Raw genomic sequence first — 19,574 nt, 5'->3', positions numbered from 1 at the left:
CGAATAAAATTGAAGGTTTATAATATTGCTATAATCTGTATTTTCAAACACTTCTGTTTTGAGTTACTCTACTATTATTAAATCTCTTTGTGCGTACATTATGGACTCTCCTTTTAACACCATAGGCCTAATTGGCAAACCTAATCACCCGGGAGCAGCGGCTACTCTGCAGCGTTTACATACCTTTTTACTTGCGCTTGGCTTTGAGGTAATAGTAGAAAAACGTACAGGGAGCCAGTTAGACGATATTCCGCATGACAAACTTGTTAAGTTAGTCGACTTAGGTGAACAAGCCGATTTAGCCATTGTTGTAGGCGGTGACGGTAACATGCTTGGCGCAGCACGCGTGCTTGCACGCTTTAACATTGCTGTAATTGGTGTAAATAGAGGTAACCTAGGCTTTTTAACTGATTTAAACCCTGAAGGGTTTGAAGCAAGCTTAGAGCAAGTACTCAGTGGTGAGTACCTTGAAGAAAAACGCTTTTTATTAGAAGTAGAAGTATATCGACATAATGAATTAAAAAGCGCCAACTCAGCTGTTAACGAAGCGGTACTTCATGCCGATAAAGTGGCGCACATGATTGAATTTGAAGCTTTTATAAATAATGACTTTGTGTTTTCTCAGCGCTCCGATGGTTTAATAGTATCAACCCCGACAGGCTCTACAGCCTATTCGCTATCAGGTGGCGGGCCAATCTTAACGCCCGAGCTAAATGCAATATCGTTAGTACCTATGTTTCCTCATACCTTATCTAGCAGACCTTTAGTGGTAGATGCCGATAACGAGGTTCGTTTAAAGCTAAGCCTAGAAAATACAGATAGCCTTCAGGTAAGTTGCGACAGCCATGTAGTTCTTGCCGTATTACCCGGTGATGAAGTAGTAATTAAAAAAGCCGATAAACAGTTGCGCTTAATTCATCCAAAAAATTACTCTTACTACAACGTTTTGCGTACAAAACTAAATTGGGGTAGTCGTTTATACTAATTTTATTGCTAAAAGCAGTACTATAGAGCAAAATGTCACTATAAAAATAATTAACCATTTCAGGAACGGATAATAATGACTTATGTTGTTTTTTTTGCTCTATTGTTATTGATTACATTACTAGCTACTTACCTTAAAGTAGAAAGTAATCGTAAAAAGGCAATTGAAGCTAGAAAAAAGCTATTTAATGAACGTGTTTCGCATGTAAATACTCGCCTTAAAACAAAGCTTAATGAACTACTTGATGCTAAAATAATTCGCCCAAAATACATTCCTCGCATTCAAGCTATTGTGAATAATTTTTTTGTAGTTCAACCACATACAGACGAGAACTTGCAACAGCTTGAAGATATCGCCGACTTGCTAATTAACACGTTGTCTAACGAGTTAATTAAAACTAATCAGACAAATATAATTCAACCATTGATTGATAATATACAGTACTTTGTATCTGAATTGCCTCAGCAAGGAATTTTATACAATAAGAGTTTTTATATAAATGTACTACCTCCCCTCATAGCTCTAATTATAACTGAAGACACTGTACAACTTACTGATATTGTTGATGATAAAATTGACACCTCCTCCCAGACTACCGACACACAGTTTACTCAAGATGTAAGTGTTGCGTAAATAATACAAAATTAATTTGCAAAAAACCAAAACACTGTATAAATTAACAGTTAATTGACTGGATGGATAAACAGTATGTTAATTGGTTTAGAAGTTAAAAATTTCGCAATCGTGAGTAATTTAAGCACCGAGTGGCGCAGCGGCATGACCGCAATCACAGGTGAGACTGGTGCTGGTAAATCTATTGCTATAGATGCCCTATCCCTGTGCTTAGGTGAACGCGCTGAAGCATCAGCAGTGCGCCCAAGCTCTGATAAAGCAGAAGTATGTGCACAATTTGACTTAACAGATCTACCGCTTGCTCAAGCATTTTTAGAGCAACATATGCTAAGCACTTCAGACAATGAGTGCTTGTTGCGTCGTGTTGTTTGCAAAAACGGCCGTAGTAAAAGCTATATTAATGGTAGTGCAGTTACCGCGTCACAATTAAAAGAACTTGGACAATATTTAATATCTATTCATGGACAACATACCCACCAACATTTATTAAAAGCTGAGCATCAGTTACAGCTTTTAGATGCCTATGCAGGGCATCACCACTTAGTAAACTCGGTAAATAAAAACTATAAACAGTTTGCTAACTTACAAAAAGAATTTAAACACTTAGAGCAACAACAGCAGCAGCAAGCTGCGCAAAAACAATTATTAGAATATCAAGTTGCTGAACTTGATGAATTTGCATTGCAAGAGAATGAGTTTGATTTAATTGAAGCTGAGCATTATAAGCTTAGTAATAGTCAAACGATATTAGAATCGTGCCAACGCGAATTACAACAGTTATACGAAAGTGATGAGCAAAATGCCTGTTCATTACTCCAGCATAGTGCTCAACAATTTACTGAGCTGGCTCAATATGACGAAAGTTTAGCAAGCGTAGCTGCTATGCTTAGCGAAGCCGCAGTACAAGTTGAAGAAGCAAGCCGTGAAGTCCGTAATTACACTGAGCAAGCAGATTTAGACCCTGCCCGCTTAGTTGAAGTAGAGAATAGACTAAGTGGTGCGATGGATTTAGCGCGTAAGCATCATATAAAACCTCAGCAGTTAGTTGAGTTTCATCAATCAATTGCTCAAGAGCTTGAGTCAATAAGTAATAATAGTAATCGCCTAGATCAACTTGAGTCAGAAATAGAAAGCGCATTACTTAGTTATAAGCAAACTGCTGATGAATTAAGTAAAAGCCGCTGTGAGTATGCTAATACACTGAATATATTAATAAGTGAAAGCATGGCTAATTTATCGATGGAAAACGGTGTTTTTGAAATAGCCTTAACCCAAGAGAGTAATCGTACACCAAACAGCTTAGGCTTTGATAATGTTTCTTTTTTAGTATCAACTAATCCGGGGCAACCACTTCAACCATTAGCTAAAGTAGCATCAGGTGGTGAGCTTTCTCGTATAAGCCTTGCTATACAAGTTATTATTGCCCAAAAAGTAACAACTCCAACACTTATTTTTGATGAAGTTGATGTAGGTATTTCTGGCCCAACGGCATCTGCTGTAGGTAAGTTATTACGCCAGTTAGGAAAGTCGACCCAAGTAATTTGTGTTACTCATTTACCGCAAGTTGCCAGTAGTGCACATCAGCAATTTTTTGTAGCTAAAGAAATAGCACAAGGGGAGACATTTACTCATATGCTGCCTTTAAATAAAGATGGCCGCATTAATGAAATAGCCCGTTTACTAGGCGGTGACAATATAAGTAAAACAGCTAAAGCAAATGCTAAAGAACTAATAATGGCTCACGCCTAATATGTTAGTAAATAACGTCTTCAAGGATTAAATAATGCACAGTACTTTAGTTGATTTTTGTATAATTTTAAGTTGGTTGTTATTAGTACTAAGCACCTGTTTAATTATATTTAGTAAATATAAACATACTTGTTTTAAACAACGCTTATTTCGTTTTTTAAATAGCTTTTTAGTTTTTCACCTAGCGGTTGTGGCCTATTACCTTGCAAGCGAAAAGGAAAATGGATTAAGTGGTTTAGGTATTAGTTATTGGGCTTTAATCACGGTACAAGTTGCGTGCAATATATTTTGCTATATGAGCGTAAAACGCAGAAAAGCTAAAATAAGGCCATCTCTAGATTCGTTCTCGATGGATTAAAATAAACATTTAAAAAGAGCACGTTCTATTTTTACCTTGCTCTTTTGCTTTATAAAGTAGTTCATCAGCTCGCTTAATATCAAGGTCAATTGAGAGCTCAGCTTTTGCTGAGGTGATACCGATGCTTAGTGTGATATTTACACTATCTGAGAATAGGCTTACAGCTGAAGATTCAAGGGCATTATGGATTTTTTCTGCAACGAGCTCCCCCTGCTCAACTGTTGCATCTGGAATCACAATTAAAAACTCCTCACCGCCCCAACGGGAAGCAATCGCATTTTGCGGAATATTATTTTCAAATGTTTTGCCTAAATGGATAAGAGCTTCATCGCCAAAATCATGGCCAAATTGATCATTAATTTTTTTAAAATTATCTACATCAGCTAATAATATTACAAACGGAATATTATTGTTTTTAAGCTCATTTTTAAAAGCCACAAGCTTATTCATAGTGTAACGACGGTTTGGCAAGTTAGTTAGTGGATCTATTGTGGCTAAAAATTCATTTTTTTGACTTAAAGCAATTAATTTACTGCTGTATTTCTCTCTTGAAAATTCGTAATAACCACTCAGCGATGCAACAATTATAAAAGCAAGTATGATTCTGATTGGGAACTGTTCTGGGTTGTAGTCATATATATTAAGTATATCTGCGCAGTAAAAGCCTAAAACAATCGCTGATAAAAATAAAACAATATCATAAGTACCTCGCTTAAGCCCACGTATTGAATAAGTAACAGGAGATACTATAAATATCCATATCGGTCCTGTACCTTGTGCTCCACCAGTGAGGACTAGGTAAAACATCAGTGCATAAAGGTTGTATAAAATTATGGTTGCAGATTTCTCTACACCTCTACCTATATTGAATGCCAATAAATAAACAAACGAAGAAGCTACTAAAGTAAATGCTAATAAATAGCTATTATTGATAAACGCTAAGCTAGCCATCGAAAAGGTTGCTATAAAACCTATCGAAGAAAAGAATCGGACAATGAGCTTCCTTTCTGAATTGTTTGAATATTCGTACATAATTTATATTTATTTTATCATTATATAAGAGCCAACCTTATTATATAAAGTAAGCAAACCGTAAACAGCCTGCAATAATGAACTTACTTTATATTTAAATCAACTATTAAGGTTAGTAATTAGCACTGACAATTGTTCCCATATTTTTAGCCTTTTGCTCTTATCCCAGATAAATACATTTTTTATGATATCAAATTACTTAGTCCTAATACCATTTTCTAAAATCATTTAAGTTCGCCCTTTTATTTCTGTAATAATTGAACTCACTGGGTGTAGAGCAATAACATAAACCTGCTCAGCTAAAGGCGGCAATAACGATTCTATGAACTATGTGTGGACCTAGTACACAACACATTAATTAATTTCAGAAGTTGAGCTTAATGCTAGCTGCGTTAACGCTTGTGAGATACGACTGCATGAATGCAGAGTACTGTAAGAGGATTTAACGAGAACAGCTAAATAGCGAAACTTTAGCCTTATTATCGACACGATTCTGTTATCTCAAGATAGACCACTTAATTAACCGAACTAGTATTAGAATATAAACGACAAAGAATAAAGGAGTGTCGGAAACGTTTGTATGTATGAAACTAGCCCATAAAGCTGGTTAGTAGATGCCAAAGCAAACGCATTAGGCTTAGAAAGAACAACCAACAATGACAAAGCAACTTTTTCTGGTAGTTACTGTATGAAGTTAGTAACTGGAGATATGGCTAAAGAAAATCATACAAAAGGTGGTGTGAATGTAGCCCCGTTTGCCACAAATTACGTTGATATTACATTCGAATAGAACAAATAAAAAAGCAAGCCTCTTGGCTTGCTTTAAATATCATTTAATCAATACGAGCAATTAAACTTTTAAGTAATCCATAATACCTTCTGCAGCGTTACGTCCTTCAAAAATAGCAGTTACCACTAAATCTGAACCACGTACAATGTCGCCACCAGCAAATATTTTAGGGTTAGTAGTTTGATGTGTAAACTCACCTTGTTCTGGTGCATTGATGCCACCCCAGTGGTTTATTTCTACATCGTATTTTTCTAACCAATCCATTTTGTGAGGTTGGAAACCAAACGCCATAATAACTTGGTCTGCTTCAATAACATGCTCTGAACCAGGTACTTCTTCAGCGCGGCTTCTGCCTTTTGCGTCAGGTTCGCCTAATTTAGTTTTAACCATTTTAACGCCGGTCACTTTACCTTTATCGTCCAATACAATGCCTTTAGGCTGAACGTTATACGTAAATATAACGCCTTCTTCTTTCGCGTTTTTAACTTCACGTTTAGAGCCTGGCATATTTTCTTTATCACGACGATAAGCACAGGTTACTTTTGCCGCATTTTGTCGAATAGACGTACGTACACAGTCCATCGCTGTATCACCACCGCCAAGTACAACTACTTTTTGATTAGCCATATCAATACACGGTTGTTTTGTCTCGTCGTAGCCCATTACACGGTTCGTATTACCAATCAAAAACGGCAATGCATCGTGAACACCTGGTGCATCTTCGTTTTCAAGGCCCGCACGCATACTCTGATACGTACCAACCCCTAAAAATACAGCGTCGTAATCAGCTAAAATTTGATCAAGTGTAATATCAACACCTACTTCAACATTTAACTTAAATTCTACGCCCATTTCAGTGAAAATTTCACGGCGCTTTTGCATTACTGATTTTTCAAGTTTAAAAGAAGGAATACCAAATGTGAGTAGTCCGCCAATTTCTGGGTGACGATCGAACACCACTGGTTTAACACCATTTCGTACTAAAATATCAGCACAGCCTAAACCTGCAGGGCCCGCACCAATAATAGCTACTTTTTTGTCGGTCCATGTTACATAAGACATATCAGGCTTCCAGCCCATTTTAAATGCCTCATCAGTAATATACTTTTCAATATTACCAATTGTAACTGCACCAAACTCTTCGTCGAGCGTACACGAGCCTTCACACAAGCGGTCTTGTGGGCAAACACGCCCACAAACCTCTGGTAAGCTATTTGTACGATGAGAAAGCTCAGCCGCCTCGATAATACGGCCTGTACGTATTAACTTTAACCATTGTGGAATGTAGTTATGTACTGGACATTTCCACTCACAGTATGGGTTACCACAATCTAAACAACGGTCAGCTTGTGAGTTAACCTGATTCTCTGAAAAGGGTTCGTAAATTTCTACGAAAGATTTTTTACGTGACGAGATTGGTTTCTTGCGTGGGTCTACACGCTGCACGTCTATAAATTGATATACATTTTCGCTCATACTGCCCCCTTATTGCGCCTGAACACGTAGTTCGGCACTACTGCGAGCGCGATGCCCGAGTAAACTTTTTACGTCGCTTGATATCGGTTTAACTAATTTAAACATAGGTAAGTACAATTCAAAGTTAGCTAAAATACTTTCTGCACGGCATGAGCCTGTAAGCTCTAAATGCTCGGCAATTAAGCCGCGTAAATGCTCTTGATGCGATGTTAATTCATCCAGTGTTACTATTTCTACAAGCTCTGGATTAATGCGTTTTTCAAAATCATTTCGTTCATCTAAAATATAAGCAAAACCACCTGTCATACCCGCACCAAAGTTAACACCTACATTGCCCAGTACACATACAACGCCGCCCGTCATGTATTCACAACCGTTGTCACCTACGCCTTCTACAACCGCTTGCACACCTGAGTTACGCACTGCAAAACGCTCGCCAGCACAACCTGCAGCAAATAGTTTGCCACCCGTTGCGCCGTATAAACATGTATTGCCTGCAATTGTTGCTTTATGACTTTCAAAAGACGAACCAAGTGGTGGACGAATTACTAGCTTACCACCCGCCATGCCTTTACCTACGTAATCATTAGCATCACCAACCAGTGTCATTTCAAGACCGCCAGCATTCCACACACCAAATGATTGACCCGCAGTACCATGTAGTTCAATTGCTACAGGGTCTGCCGCCATACCTTGATTACCATATTTATCAGCAATATAGCCAGAAAGCATTGCACCAACCGATCTGTCCGTATTACAAATACGACTTACTAGTGAAATACCGCTTGATGCATCAATTGCTTCTTGTGCCTTAGCAAGTAAGCTCTCATTGAGCTTTCCTAAATAATGCGAGCTATTAGGTACACTGCAATAAAGAGTCTCACCTGTTGGGTTATTTGGCTGAGCAATTACAGAAGATAAATCAATTTTCTTTTGCTTCGCTGTTTTACCTTCAATTTCTTCTAGTAAATCCAGGCGACCAATTAAGTCAGTTAAATTTGCAACACCTAAGCTTGCCATAATTTCACGCGCTTCTTGAGCTATGAACTTAAAGTAGTTCATCGCCATTTCTGGTAAGCCGTGGTAATGCTTTTGACGAAGTGTTTCGTCTTGTGTTGCAACACCGGTCGCACAGTTATTTAAGTGACAAATTCGTAAGTATTTACAACCAAGCGCAACCATTGGGCCGGTACCAAAACCAAAGCTCTCGGCACCTAAAATCGCTGCTTTAATAATATCTAAACCTGTTTTTAAGCCACCATCTGTTTGTAAGCGAATACGATGACGAAGGCCATTTTCAACAAGTGCCTGCTGCGTTTCAGCAAGACCAAGCTCCCAAGGGCTACCCGCATATTTAACAGAAGTAAGCGGACTTGCGCCTGTACCGCCGTCATAACCAGAAATAGTAATTAAATCGGCATATGCTTTAGCAACACCTGTTGCAATAGTTCCTACACCTGGTTCTGAGACCAGTTTTACAGAAATAAGTGCTTTAGGGTTAACTTGTTTTAAATCGAAAATCAGCTGTGCTAAATCTTCAATTGAATAAATATCGTGATGTGGTGGTGGCGAAATTAACGTAACACCCGGTACCGAATAACGAAGTTTTGCAATATACGGGGTTACTTTTTCACCCGGCAATTGTCCACCTTCGCCTGGTTTTGCACCTTGTGCTACTTTAATTTGAATAACGTCAGCACTGCGTAAGTAATGAGGCGTTACACCAAATCGACCCGATGCAACTTGTTTAATACGCGAGTTTTTCTCTGTACCATAGCGCAGTTTATCTTCGCCGCCTTCACCAGAGTTTGAACAACCGCCTAAGCGATTCATTGCAATTGCAAGCGCTTCATGCGCTTCTGGAGATAGTGCCCCAATACTCATTGCTGCTGAGTCAAAACGCTTGTATAGGTTTTCTGCAGACTCTACTTCATCGATGCTTATACCTTGCTCAGGTAATTTAAGCGCTAACATATCGCGCAAAGTCGCTATTGGGCGATTATTAACTAAATCAGCGTACGCACTGTAGTCTTTATAATCACCTGAACGCACCGCTTTTTGAAGCGTTTGAATAACATCAGGGTTATAAGCATGATACTCACCACCGTGAACGTACTTAAATAAACCGCCGTGGCTTAATAATTTACGCTTACTTAAAGCAAGCTTGTGCAAACTTTGCTGATCGTCATCAAAGTCACTAAAGCATGCACCTTGTATGCGACTTGCCACACCTTTAAAGCACATGTCAACAATGGCATCAGATAGACCAACTGCTTCAAACAACATTGAACAACGGTATGACGCAACCGTACTTATGCCCATTTTAGACATAATTTTGTATAAGCCTTTATTAATGGCTTTACGGTAAGCAAGAGTAACCTCGCAGTACGATTTATTAATAATTTTGCTGTCGCTCATCGCAACAAGCGACTCATACGCTAGGTATGGATAAATTGCTGTAGCACCGAAACCTAATAACACAGCAAATTGGTGCGCATCACGCACACTACCTGTTTCAATAATAATATTTGATTCACAACGAAGGTTGTTATCAACAAGGCGCTTTTGTACAGCGCCTACAGCCATTGCCGCAGGGATTGGTAAATTCGTTTCATCAAAATTACGGTCAGTTAAAATAAGCATGATACAACCAGCGGCTGCTTTTTCTTGTGCTTGGTCACAAATACGCGTAACCGCGTTTTCTAAACCCTCTGCAACTGTGTAAGTAATGTCAATTTTACAGTAGCTGTAGTGCGCTTCATCAGCATTTAATAGCTGCTGCATATCTGCGTACATTAAAATTGGTGTATCAAACTGTAGGCGTTTAGCGTGGCCTGTAGTTTCGTTAAATACGTTTTGCTCACTACCAATACAGGTTGCAAGCGACATTACATGGTTTTCACGCAGTGGATCGATAGGTGGATTTGTTACCTGCGCAAATTTTTGGCGGAAGTAATCATAAAGCGAACGGTGTCCTTCACTAAGCACAGCAAATGGCGTGTCGTCACCCATAGAGCCTGTCGCTTCTTGACCATTTTCACCCATTACACGGATAACGCTATCAAGCTCTTCGTTGGTATAACCAAACATTTTTTGATATTTAGCTAACGTTTCGTCATCAAATGAGCGATTACCGGCGTCTTGCTCAGTCAGTTCTTCAAATGGAACTAAACGCTTAACGTTTTCTTCAAGCCATGATTTATAAGGGTGGCGAGATTTTAAATCTTGATCAATTTCATCAGAGTGCCAGATTTTGCCAAGTTTAGTATCAATGACTAATAATTCACCTGGACCAACACGGCCTTTTTCAACCACTTCATCGGCAGTGTAATCCCAAATACCTACTTCTGATGCAAGCGTAATAAAACCATCTTGTGTAATTACATAACGCGCAGGACGAAGCCCATTACGGTCAAGGTTACAAGCCGCAAAACGACCATCCGACATAACAATACCGGCGGGACCATCCCATGGTTCCATATGCATAGAGTTAAAGTCGTAAAATGCACGTAAATCATCGTCCATTGCACGGTTTTTTTGCCATGCAGGTGGCACGAGCATACGCATAGCGCGGAATAAATCCATGCCACCAGCTAAAAACAGCTCAAGCATATTATCTAGGCTTGATGAATCAGAACCGGTTTCGTTTACAAACGGCGCTGCGCTTTGTAAATCAGGAATAAGCGGTGACGCAAACTTATATGAACGTGCGCGTGCCCACTGGCGGTTACCTTCAATAGTATTAATTTCACCATTGTGTGCTAAATAGCGGAAAGGTTGAGCTAAAGGCCAACGCGGTTGTGTATTAGTAGAAAAACGCTGATGAAAAACACAAATCGCACTTGTCATACGAATATCAGCTAAATCTAGATAAAAATTAGGTAAATCTGCAGGCATCATTAAGCCTTTATAGATAGTTACCAAACCAGATAGGCTTGCGATATAGAAAGCTTCGTCATCAACAATGCGCTTTTCAGCACGGCGGCGCGCTACGTACAAGCGACGCTCTAAATCTTTAGAGCGCCAACCTTCTGGCGCGCTAACAAAAATTTGTTCAAAACCCGGTAATTGCTGTACAGCAATAGGACCCAGCATTGATGGGTCGGTTGGTACTACACGCCAACCTAAAATATTTAGCGTTTCTTTTTCTAATTCTTCACTAAGTATTTTTTTTGCAGCTTGCGCTAAAACGGGATCTGAATTTAAAAATATCATACCCACTGCATAGTTTTTGCCTAAGTGCCAGTTGTGTTCACTAGCAATAGCACGGAAAAAGCTATCTGGCTTTTGTAATAATAAACCACAGCCATCACCTGTTTTACCATCAGCAGATATACCGCCACGGTGCTGCATGCGATCAAGCCCCGTAATAGCTGTACGAATAAGCCTATGGCTAGCTTGACCATTAACTTGAGCTATTAAGCCAAAGCCACAATTTTCTTTTTCTAACTTTGAGTCGTATAACATAGACCCCTCCCCTTGCTGCACTGTTAGCGTGGATGAACTACTCGACGATTTGCTAACAGACGGACAAAACTAGCCTCTATCTTAAATAGAGTCAATAGCACTTTGAATACATATTCATATTCTTGAATATTTCTCACTTCATAGCAAGATTTCTTTTTATCATTACTTTTAACATTTAGCGTTATTTTAACCACTATTTTTTCATGACACTGGTGTCAACTTTAACATATTGTAAAAAACACAAGGCTTCGCCGTGACAGCTTACGTAAACGTAAAGGCAGTAAAAAGTGAATAAGTATTCAGCAACGAAGGGGCTATTCAGTTAACATTTAGATAGTTTTGTGCTATTTCATAACTTTAATGACTTAACATCCCCGATTATTGCTGCTCATTAGTATAGTTATGAAAGTTCATGTCATTTTTTGTACGTTAATAGTGAATTTTTATTTAAACCAGTGTCCGATGCGGACACACAAACTGTCCGCGGACATGAATTTAAAGAACAAAAAAAATAAAATCACTTAAATATCAATACCATAATTGTTGGCATATTAATCGTATAGCTTTATATATAATCGCTAATTGGAATTACTATGTTTACTCTAAGCTTATTTTTACTCTCTCCTATTACCGCAATTTGCACCGCAGCTTAATTACTGCTGTGCGAAGAATACATAAAAGCAATGTAGGGAGAATTAAATGATTAAAGATACCAGCGCACAAGATGTACAGATAAAGGCACCTATCAGCTATAAAAAATACGCAATAATCACTGCGATTGTTTTCATTGTGGTCTCTACAATTGCTTATATTTTTTTAACTAGCCATAGCGCTAAAAGCTCTATTAGCCGCTCAAAAGTGCAAATTGCAAAAGTACATGTTAAAGCGCTTATTCGGGACATTGCCGCCAGTGGTAAAATTGTTGCTGCCAATGCCCCTCAAATCTATAGCCCAGAACGTGGATTTATAGATTTAAAAGTAAAGGCCGGTGATACAGTAAAGCAAGGCGACACACTTGCCCTGCTGCAAAGTCCTGAGTTAACTAATGAATTGAAGCAACAGGAGTCTGTACTTAAAAGGCTTGAAGGCGAGCAGCAAAGGCAACATTTGCAAGCAAGACGCCAAACACTCACCTTAAATAAAACACTCGATATGGCACAAGTTGAGCTTAACGCCGCTGAGCGCGAAAATCGTCGTGCGCAGTTATCAATTCAAAAGCACTTAATCAGCCAAATTGATCTTGAAAAAGCAGTTGATGATTTATCACGTGCAAGGCTCACATATAAGCATGCACAACAAGAGGTATTGCTTGCCAAAGACACGCTCGCCTTTGAACTACAAGCAGCTAAAAGTGATGTAACCCGCCAACAACTTATTGTTGATGACTTAATCCGAAAAGTAAGAAACCTATCTATTAAGGCTACCGTTACAGGGATTGTGGGTAACCTATTAGTGCAACAAAAAGCCGCAGTGACGCAAAGCCAACCTCTTATGACTCTCGTCGACTTAAGTAATTTTGAAGCCGAACTCCAAGTTCCTGAAAGTTACGCAAACGAATTAGGCCTCGGTATGGAAGTAGAGCTTAAGTTAGGCAATGAAACAGTGATGGGGAATTTATCCGCCATATCACCAGAAGTTAATAATCGTGAAGTAACAGCACGCGTCCGGTTTAAAGGTGTTACTAACAATATTCGTCAGAACCAACGCTTAACTGCACGTATTTTACTCGACAACCGAGAAGGTGTAATGCAAGTAAAGCGTGGTGCATTTATGCAGCAAGGCGGAATTATAGCTTATAAAGTCGATGGCAATATCGCAAAGCGCATACCTATTACAATAGGCGCCACCAGCATTAATGCGGTTGAGCTTTTGAGCGGACTAAAAGAAAACGATGAAATTATTATTTCAAGCTACAGCGACTTTAAGCAAGCCAACACGATTTTATTAAATTAAACAGACGTTCTCAACCAACGCTAAAAATAATTAGGAACAACCATGTTACAAATGAACAATGTAAGTAAAGTATACCAAACAGAAATGGTACAAACCCATGCGCTTCGAGACTTTAACCTGCACGTAAACGAAGGCGAATTTATTGCTGTTACTGGTCCTAGCGGCTCAGGAAAAACAACCTTTTTAAATATTGCAGGTATGCTAGAGCCTTTTAACGAAGGTGAGTACCTTTTAGATGGTGTTGATGTTGGTCGCTTAAATGACAACCAACGCGCCGATTTACGTAATCAAAAAATTGGCTTTATATTCCAAGGCTTTAATTTGATCCCCGATTTAAATTTATATGAAAACATAGAAGTTCCTCTTCGCTACAGAGGGATTAAAGCAAATGAGCGAAAACGTCGAATTGAGCAATGCCTTGAACAAGTTGGTTTAGCATCTCGCGCTAAACACATACCTCAACAACTCTCTGGTGGCCAGCAACAACGTGTGGCAATAGCCCGTGCGCTTGCTGGTGAACCTCGTTTTTTACTTGCCGATGAGCCAACAGGTAACCTTGACAGCTTAATGGCTCGCCAAGTTATGGAGTTACTTGAACAAATCAATCGCGACGGTGCCACTATTGTAATGGTAACGCATGATAGCGAATTAGCCCGTCGTGCTCCGCGTAATATTCAAGTAGTTGATGGACAACTTGCCGACTTTACGCTTTATCAGGGCGCGCAAACTATAAAAACAGCATCGGGGGTTTAACTAATGTTTATTCATTATTTAGATTTAAGTTGGCGCAGCTTCAAGCGCACCCCACTGGTTAGCTTTTTAATGGTACTTGCCATTGCGATAGGTATAGGCATAACAATGACCAGCCTTAGTGTTTATCACATGATGTCGGCCGATCCTATTCCAGAAAAAAGCAGCCAACTTTACAGTGTGCAATTACAAACAATGGACGATGGTAGTACGTGGTGGACAGAAGATAACATGCCACTGCAACTGACCTATCAAGATGCAGAGAACTTATTAAATGCACCCACGTCAGAGAAAAAAGTGGCTATGATGCGTACCGGCTTTTCAGTTTATCTAGACTCCGACAAAATAAAGCCTTTTATAGGTAATGCTCGCATGACAACGCCTGACTTTTTTAGCATGTTTAATTTGTCATTTCTATACGGAGGGGCTTGGAGCAAAGAGCAAGAAAACTCAGCCGCACCTGTGGTTGTTATTACCAAAGAGATAAACGATAAACTATTTGCAGGACAAAACTCCGTCGGAGAACTGATTTACTTAGATGATGCAAGCTATCAAGTAGTTGGTGTTATTAACCATTGGCCTCTAAATATTAAATATTATGATTTAAATAACGGTGCATTTAATCAAGTAGAAGAGTTATTTATGCCCTTTAGCTTAATAAAGGCAAAAGAGCTAGTAAGTTGGGGCAATAGCAATGGATGGAAACACGAAAACACACCAACCTTTGCTGATAAACTGCAATCTGAGCAAGTATGGATCCAGTTTTGGGCAGAGCTCAATACGCTTGAACAAAAAAAAGTCTATCAAAATTACTTATTAGCCTATATGCAAGAACAACAAAAACGTGGTCGATTTAATCGTAAAGAACTTGAGTATAAACTTCGCGATGTAAACCAATGGATGCAATACAACAACGTCGTCACCGAAGACAATAAAATTTTAGTGGGCCTGAGCTTTATGTTCTTAGGTGTCTGCTTAGCCAATATTTTAGGTTTACTTTTAGCTAAATTTTTACGCAGAGCGCCGGAAGTAGGTGTAAGACGCGCATTAGGTGCTAGTAAAAGGCAAATATTTTTACAGCACTTAGTTGAGGTCGCCATGCTTGGCTTTATAGGTGGCATGCTAGGAATTGTACTAGCACAACTTGGCTTAATGGGCGTAGGGCAAAGCTACGACTACTATGAAAACTTAGCGACAATGGATTTGACCATGCTATTGAGCGCCCCATTGATTGCAATTACAACCTGCATTTTAGCTGGTTTGTACCCAGCTTGGTTAGTGTGTAAAACCAATCCTGCTATTTATCTTAAGAGCCAATAAGGAATGTCACAATGTTAGAAATAAAACCTATATTTAACGCCTTATGCCGCTCAAAGGTGGGCGCTGTATTACTGCTAATTCAAATTGCAATTACCACAGCTATAGTCAGTAACGCTGCATTTATCATTCAAGATAGAATTAGTTATTTAAACCAAGAAACGGGCTACCCTGAGCAAGATATATTTAAGTTTAATGTAATGACCTTTGGTACTGATATTAACTTAAGCCAGCAGTTTGAGCTTGATGAAAGCATGCTTAGAAAAATGCCAGGCGTGGTCGATGCCGCATTAAGCAGTAGTATTCCACTATCAGGGAGTGGCAGCGCTTCGAGCTTTAATTTAAAACCTGCTCCACAAGAAGGCCTAAGTGTCAGGACCGCTTATTTTTTTATAGATGACCACGCAATTAATACCTACGGCGTTAACTTAATTGCAGGGCGAAACTTTACCGAAGATGAAGTACTCGTTACAAACGAAATTACACAAAAGCGCACCAACGTCACTATAGTCACTAAAGCCTTACTTGATGAGCTCTACCCTGATGGAGATGGTTTAGAGAAAATAGTTTATTTTGGCGACCTACCACTTAAAATTATTGGCGTGATCGGAAACATGAAAGGCCCGTGGCTCAAAGACAGTAAACCCGATAATCTTGCGTTTATTCCTTATATTAAAGCAGCAAGTTATGCACAAGTTGCCGTTCGTACTAAGCCTGGTCAGCGAGCAGCTGTAATGAAAGAAATAGAAAATGCCATGCTCGAAAATTACAGCAAACGCGTTATTAACAACATTAAAGGGCTTGATGAATTAAAAAATGAGTATACCGCTCAAGATCGCCTTATGATGCGCATGCTCATAGTATTAATCACTATTTTAGTGCTTATAACCGCTCTCGGTATTTTTGGCTTAACCTTATTTAATATTAGCAAACGTACTAAGCAAATTGGTACACGCAGAGCACTTGGCGCAAGAAAGTCAGCTATTGTTAGCTACTTTTTAGTAGAAAATGCATTAATTTGTAGCCTAGGTTTAGCCTTAGGTGTAGTAACAGCAATACTACTTGGGAAAATGTTAATGCAGTATTTTTCTGTAGCCGCACTACCGCCAAGTTATATAGCAGTTACCGCCATTGCCGTATTTTTAATGAGTTTACTTGCAGTATTAGCGCCGGCTAAACGCGCTGCCAATATTTCGCCCAGTATCGCAACTCGCACAATTTAACCTAGAACCCGCTTGAGGTAGATTTATTATCCAGAGTTCAGGTTACTAAATCATGCAAAAATCATTATGCTACACTGATTAGTAAGGCAGTGTAGCCATTAAAAAATTATAAAAATAACCTATGACTGATAAAATACTCATTGTTGATGATAACCAAGCAGTACTCGACGCACTTTCATTGTTGCTCGAGATCCACGATTTTTCGGTAGTCACTGCCACAAACCCGTTTGATGCTCTGCAAATAGTTCGCTATCAACGAATTGAGCTTGTAATTCAAGACATGAACTTTACCAGTGACACGACCTCTGGTGAAGAAGGTAAAGCCTTGTTTTATGAACTACGAGAAATAAACCCACACCTCCCTATTATACTTATTACAGCCTGGACCGAACTTGCCACCGCCATTGAGCTTGTAAAAGCAGGTGCTGCCGATTACTTACCAAAACCCTGGGATGATGCAAAACTATTAGTTTGTATCGCTAACTTAATAGAGCTAGGCAGTGCTAAAAAAATAGTTGCTACACATAGTCGCCATCAACAAGAGCGTGAAGGTACATTTAAAAGCGCAGACCTTGCCGGGCTAATATTTAAAAGCACGGCTATGGAACGACTGGTCACTATGGCGCTACAAGTAGCTAAATCTGATATATCTGCATTAATTACAGGCCCTAATGGGAGCGGTAAAGAGTGCATTGCGCATATCATTCAAAAAAACTCCCCACTTGTATCGCAACCTTTTATTAAGGTAAACGCAGGCGCACTACCACAAGAACTTATAGAAGCCGAACTTTTTGGCGCTGAAGCTGGTGCATACACGGGGATAACTAAACAACGTATTGGTCGATTTGAAGCAGCTGATGGCGGTACGTTATTTTTAGATGAAATTGGTAATTTACCACTCTCAGGACAAATAAAATTACTACGCGTAGTACAAACCGGCGAGTTTGAACGTTTAGGCTCAACACAAACACAAAAAGTAAATGTGCGAGTAATATCGGCTACTAACGAAAACTTACTACAAGCAATTGAACAAGGTCGATTTAGGGAAGACTTATATTATCGCCTTAATGTAATTGAACTCAATGTGCCTGCCCTAAGTGAAAGACAAGATGATGTTTTAGCACTTATTAGCCATTTTTTACCTCACCGAGAGCTGACTATAAACACAGAGCAAGCACTTCAACATTATAAATGGCCAGGTAACGTTCGAGAGCTAGAAAATGCTTGTAAACGTGTAGCGGTGCTAAAACCAACAGGTGCGCTTACAGTCGATGACTTTGCACTTTCGTCATCGGTTACTGCTCAACAAGAAGCAAAAGCAGAACCGACCAAACAGGAAATAGAACACGCAATGCGCGCTCATCAAGGTGTTATAGCCAAAGTGGCCCGTGAATTTGGTTTAAGCCGACAAGCTCTTTACAGGCGGTTACAAAAAATGGGTATTGATTATTAATGCCAAACATTATTAGCCACTTTACCCTAAGCCAAAAGGTTGTGTTAATTTGCGCACTTTGTAGCGCGCTGCCTGTTTTTATTATTGCCGCACTTAGTGGTTTTGATATGTACTACACTCTGTTTTTAATATTACTAACGCTTGCATTTAGCGCCTTGCTTTCAAGAGCTCTCACCAAGCCAATAAAGCTTGGCATGCAATCGCTCGAAACCGGGTTGCTTAATTTTAAAGATGGTGAGCTCTCCAGCTTACTAGCGTATAAAAGTAATGATGAACTTGGAAAACTATGCCGACTTTATAATCAAACCGCTAAACAGCTTCGCCAAGAAAAACAATGGATTTACCAGCGCGAGTTAATGCTTGATAAAGTATTGCAAAGCTCGCCGCAAGCGTTATTACTGGTCAATGATAATAATACGGTGGTATTTAGTAATTTAATTAGCCGTAGTTTATTTAATAGCGCAACCCGCCTTGAAGGTATGCAGCTAAGTAAATTACTCGAAAATTCGCCTCTGCAATTAATAGCAGCTATAGAGCACGGTGTTGATGGCCTCTTTAATATAGAAATAGAGAATCAAGACTCGCAAACTTGGCATTTAGCCACCGGGGAGTTTTTACTCAATAACCAAAAGCATCATTTATATATATTTAAACAATTAACCCGTGAGCTTAGTCGCCAAGAAGTTGCCGTGTGGAAAAAGGTAATACGCATTATCAGTCACGAATTGAATAATTCACTCGGTCCTATGTCGTCCATGTTACATAGCGCACAATTGCTCGCAAATAAAGTTGATGAGCCCCGCCTTGCCCGTGTATTTGCAACTATTGATGAGCGAATTAGTCATTTAACTGAATTTGTACAAGGCTATGGCAAGTTTGCTAAATTACCTCAGCCACAAAAAACACGGATTAACTGGCAAAACACACTCAATAATTTAAAAAATCACTGGCAATTTAGCTACGAAATAAAAAATTCACACAATGAATTACAAGCTGATCAAGCCCAACTCGAGCAGCTGCTGATAAACCTATTAAAAAATTCACACGAGTCAGGCTCCAACGCCAATGAAATACATATTCAGGTCGAGTTTGTACCCCAAGCATGTGTTATAAATGTAAGCGACTGCGGCAAAGGAATGAGCGAGCAAGTAATGGCAAATGCTTTAGTGCCCTTTTATTCAACAAAAAGTACGGGGAGTGGTTTAGGGCTAGCTTTATGCAGAGAAATAGCAGAAGCGCATCAAGGGCATATAAGTTTACATAACAAAATAGAGGGCGGCTTAAACGTACAAGTGAGCCTTCCTTATTCATAAATTAACACAAATTAAAAACAACAAAGCCACTTAAGAAGTGGCTTTGTGTTTAAAGAGCTTAATAACCTGAGTTCA

General features: G+C 39.3%; 12 protein-coding genes. 9 read left to right on the top strand and 3 right to left on the bottom strand.

Features of this window, described 5'->3' with window-relative positions; genetic code table 11:
* The first annotated feature begins 100 nt into the window (after window positions 1-100).
* The 3 genes from nadK to recN all read left to right on the top strand — a co-directional run bounded on the left by nadK (window position 101) and on the right by recN (window position 3,367).
* On the top strand, window positions 101-985 hold the full coding sequence (nadK, locus tag BW142_RS05310; RefSeq protein WP_004335384.1) for an NAD(+) kinase: 885 nt from the start codon (window positions 101-103) through the stop codon (window positions 983-985).
* A 75-nt stretch (window positions 986-1,060) separates the two neighbouring features.
* Window positions 1,061-1,618, top strand: a complete 558-nt coding sequence (locus BW142_RS05305; protein WP_076924147.1) for a hypothetical protein — start codon at window positions 1,061-1,063, stop codon at window positions 1,616-1,618.
* Between the two features lie 75 nt (window positions 1,619-1,693).
* The gene (gene recN, locus BW142_RS05300) at window positions 1,694-3,367 is read left to right on the top strand and encodes a DNA repair protein RecN (protein WP_076924146.1); all 1,674 of its coding nucleotides are present in this window, start codon (window positions 1,694-1,696) and stop codon (window positions 3,365-3,367) included.
* A gap of 367 nt (window positions 3,368-3,734) precedes the next feature.
* Here recN and BW142_RS05290 read toward each other — a convergent pair whose 3' ends face one another.
* From BW142_RS05290 to gltB, 3 genes are all read right to left on the bottom strand, one after another.
* Window positions 3,735-4,757, bottom strand: a complete 1,023-nt coding sequence (locus BW142_RS05290; RefSeq protein WP_253188798.1) for a GGDEF domain-containing protein — start codon at window positions 4,755-4,757, stop codon at window positions 3,735-3,737.
* An 850-nt stretch (window positions 4,758-5,607) separates the two neighbouring features.
* A complete protein-coding gene (locus tag BW142_RS05285; RefSeq protein WP_076924143.1) occupies window positions 5,608-7,023 on the bottom strand; it encodes an FAD-dependent oxidoreductase in 1,416 nt (471 codons plus the stop codon).
* Between the two features lie 9 nt (window positions 7,024-7,032).
* A complete protein-coding gene (gltB, locus tag BW142_RS05280; protein ID WP_076924142.1) occupies window positions 7,033-11,490 on the bottom strand; it encodes a glutamate synthase large subunit in 4,458 nt (1,485 codons plus the stop codon).
* A gap of 699 nt (window positions 11,491-12,189) precedes the next feature.
* Between gltB and BW142_RS05275 the strand changes: the two genes are divergently transcribed.
* The 6 genes from BW142_RS05275 to BW142_RS05250 all read left to right on the top strand — a co-directional run bounded on the left by BW142_RS05275 (window position 12,190) and on the right by BW142_RS05250 (window position 19,499).
* Entirely contained in the window at window positions 12,190-13,443 is a 1,254-nt protein-coding gene (locus BW142_RS05275) for an HlyD family efflux transporter periplasmic adaptor subunit (protein WP_076924141.1), read from the top strand.
* Window positions 13,444-13,485: 42 nt separating this feature from the next.
* Window positions 13,486-14,196, top strand: a complete 711-nt coding sequence (locus BW142_RS05270) for an ABC transporter ATP-binding protein (protein ID WP_076924139.1) — start codon at window positions 13,486-13,488, stop codon at window positions 14,194-14,196.
* Window positions 14,197-14,199: 3 nt separating this feature from the next.
* The gene (locus BW142_RS05265) at window positions 14,200-15,513 is read left to right on the top strand and encodes an ABC transporter permease (RefSeq protein WP_076924137.1); all 1,314 of its coding nucleotides are present in this window, start codon (window positions 14,200-14,202) and stop codon (window positions 15,511-15,513) included.
* Window positions 15,514-15,524: 11 nt separating this feature from the next.
* A complete protein-coding gene (locus BW142_RS05260; protein ID WP_076924135.1) occupies window positions 15,525-16,733 on the top strand; it encodes an FtsX-like permease family protein in 1,209 nt (402 codons plus the stop codon).
* Window positions 16,734-16,854: 121 nt separating this feature from the next.
* Complete coding sequence (locus BW142_RS05255) at window positions 16,855-18,186, top strand: sigma-54 dependent transcriptional regulator (protein ID WP_076924134.1); 1,332 nt, start codon at window positions 16,855-16,857, stop codon at window positions 18,184-18,186.
* Window positions 18,186-19,499, top strand: a complete 1,314-nt coding sequence (locus BW142_RS05250; RefSeq protein WP_076924133.1) for an ATP-binding protein — start codon at window positions 18,186-18,188, stop codon at window positions 19,497-19,499. The genes BW142_RS05255 and BW142_RS05250 overlap by 1 nt, the downstream gene beginning before the upstream one ends.
* Window positions 19,500-19,574: the final 75 nt, after the last annotated feature.

This window comes from Pseudoalteromonas sp. EB27 (assembly GCF_001974875.1).
Taxonomy (GTDB): Bacteria; Pseudomonadota; Gammaproteobacteria; order Enterobacterales; family Alteromonadaceae; genus Pseudoalteromonas.
The sequence above is the reverse complement of the archived record's forward strand: the minus strand, read 5'-3'. Positions and strand labels throughout refer to the sequence as shown.

Coding starts and splice junctions, on each gene's coding strand:
- nadK (WP_004335384.1), top strand. CDS start 101: ATGGACTCTCCTTTTAACACCATAGGCCTAATTGGCAAACCTAATCAC.
- BW142_RS05305 (WP_076924147.1), top strand. CDS start 1,061: ATGACTTATGTTGTTTTTTTTGCTCTATTGTTATTGATTACATTACTA.
- recN (WP_076924146.1), top strand. CDS start 1,694: ATGTTAATTGGTTTAGAAGTTAAAAATTTCGCAATCGTGAGTAATTTA.
- BW142_RS05290 (WP_253188798.1), bottom strand. CDS start 4,757: ATGTACGAATATTCAAACAATTCAGAAAGGAAGCTCATTGTCCGATTC.
- BW142_RS05285 (WP_076924143.1), bottom strand. CDS start 7,023: ATGAGCGAAAATGTATATCAATTTATAGACGTGCAGCGTGTAGACCCA.
- gltB (WP_076924142.1), bottom strand. CDS start 11,490: ATGTTATACGACTCAAAGTTAGAAAAAGAAAATTGTGGCTTTGGCTTA.
- BW142_RS05275 (WP_076924141.1), top strand. CDS start 12,190: ATGATTAAAGATACCAGCGCACAAGATGTACAGATAAAGGCACCTATC.
- BW142_RS05270 (WP_076924139.1), top strand. CDS start 13,486: ATGTTACAAATGAACAATGTAAGTAAAGTATACCAAACAGAAATGGTA.
- BW142_RS05265 (WP_076924137.1), top strand. CDS start 14,200: ATGTTTATTCATTATTTAGATTTAAGTTGGCGCAGCTTCAAGCGCACC.
- BW142_RS05260 (WP_076924135.1), top strand. CDS start 15,525: ATGTTAGAAATAAAACCTATATTTAACGCCTTATGCCGCTCAAAGGTG.
- BW142_RS05255 (WP_076924134.1), top strand. CDS start 16,855: ATGACTGATAAAATACTCATTGTTGATGATAACCAAGCAGTACTCGAC.
- BW142_RS05250 (WP_076924133.1), top strand. CDS start 18,186: ATGCCAAACATTATTAGCCACTTTACCCTAAGCCAAAAGGTTGTGTTA.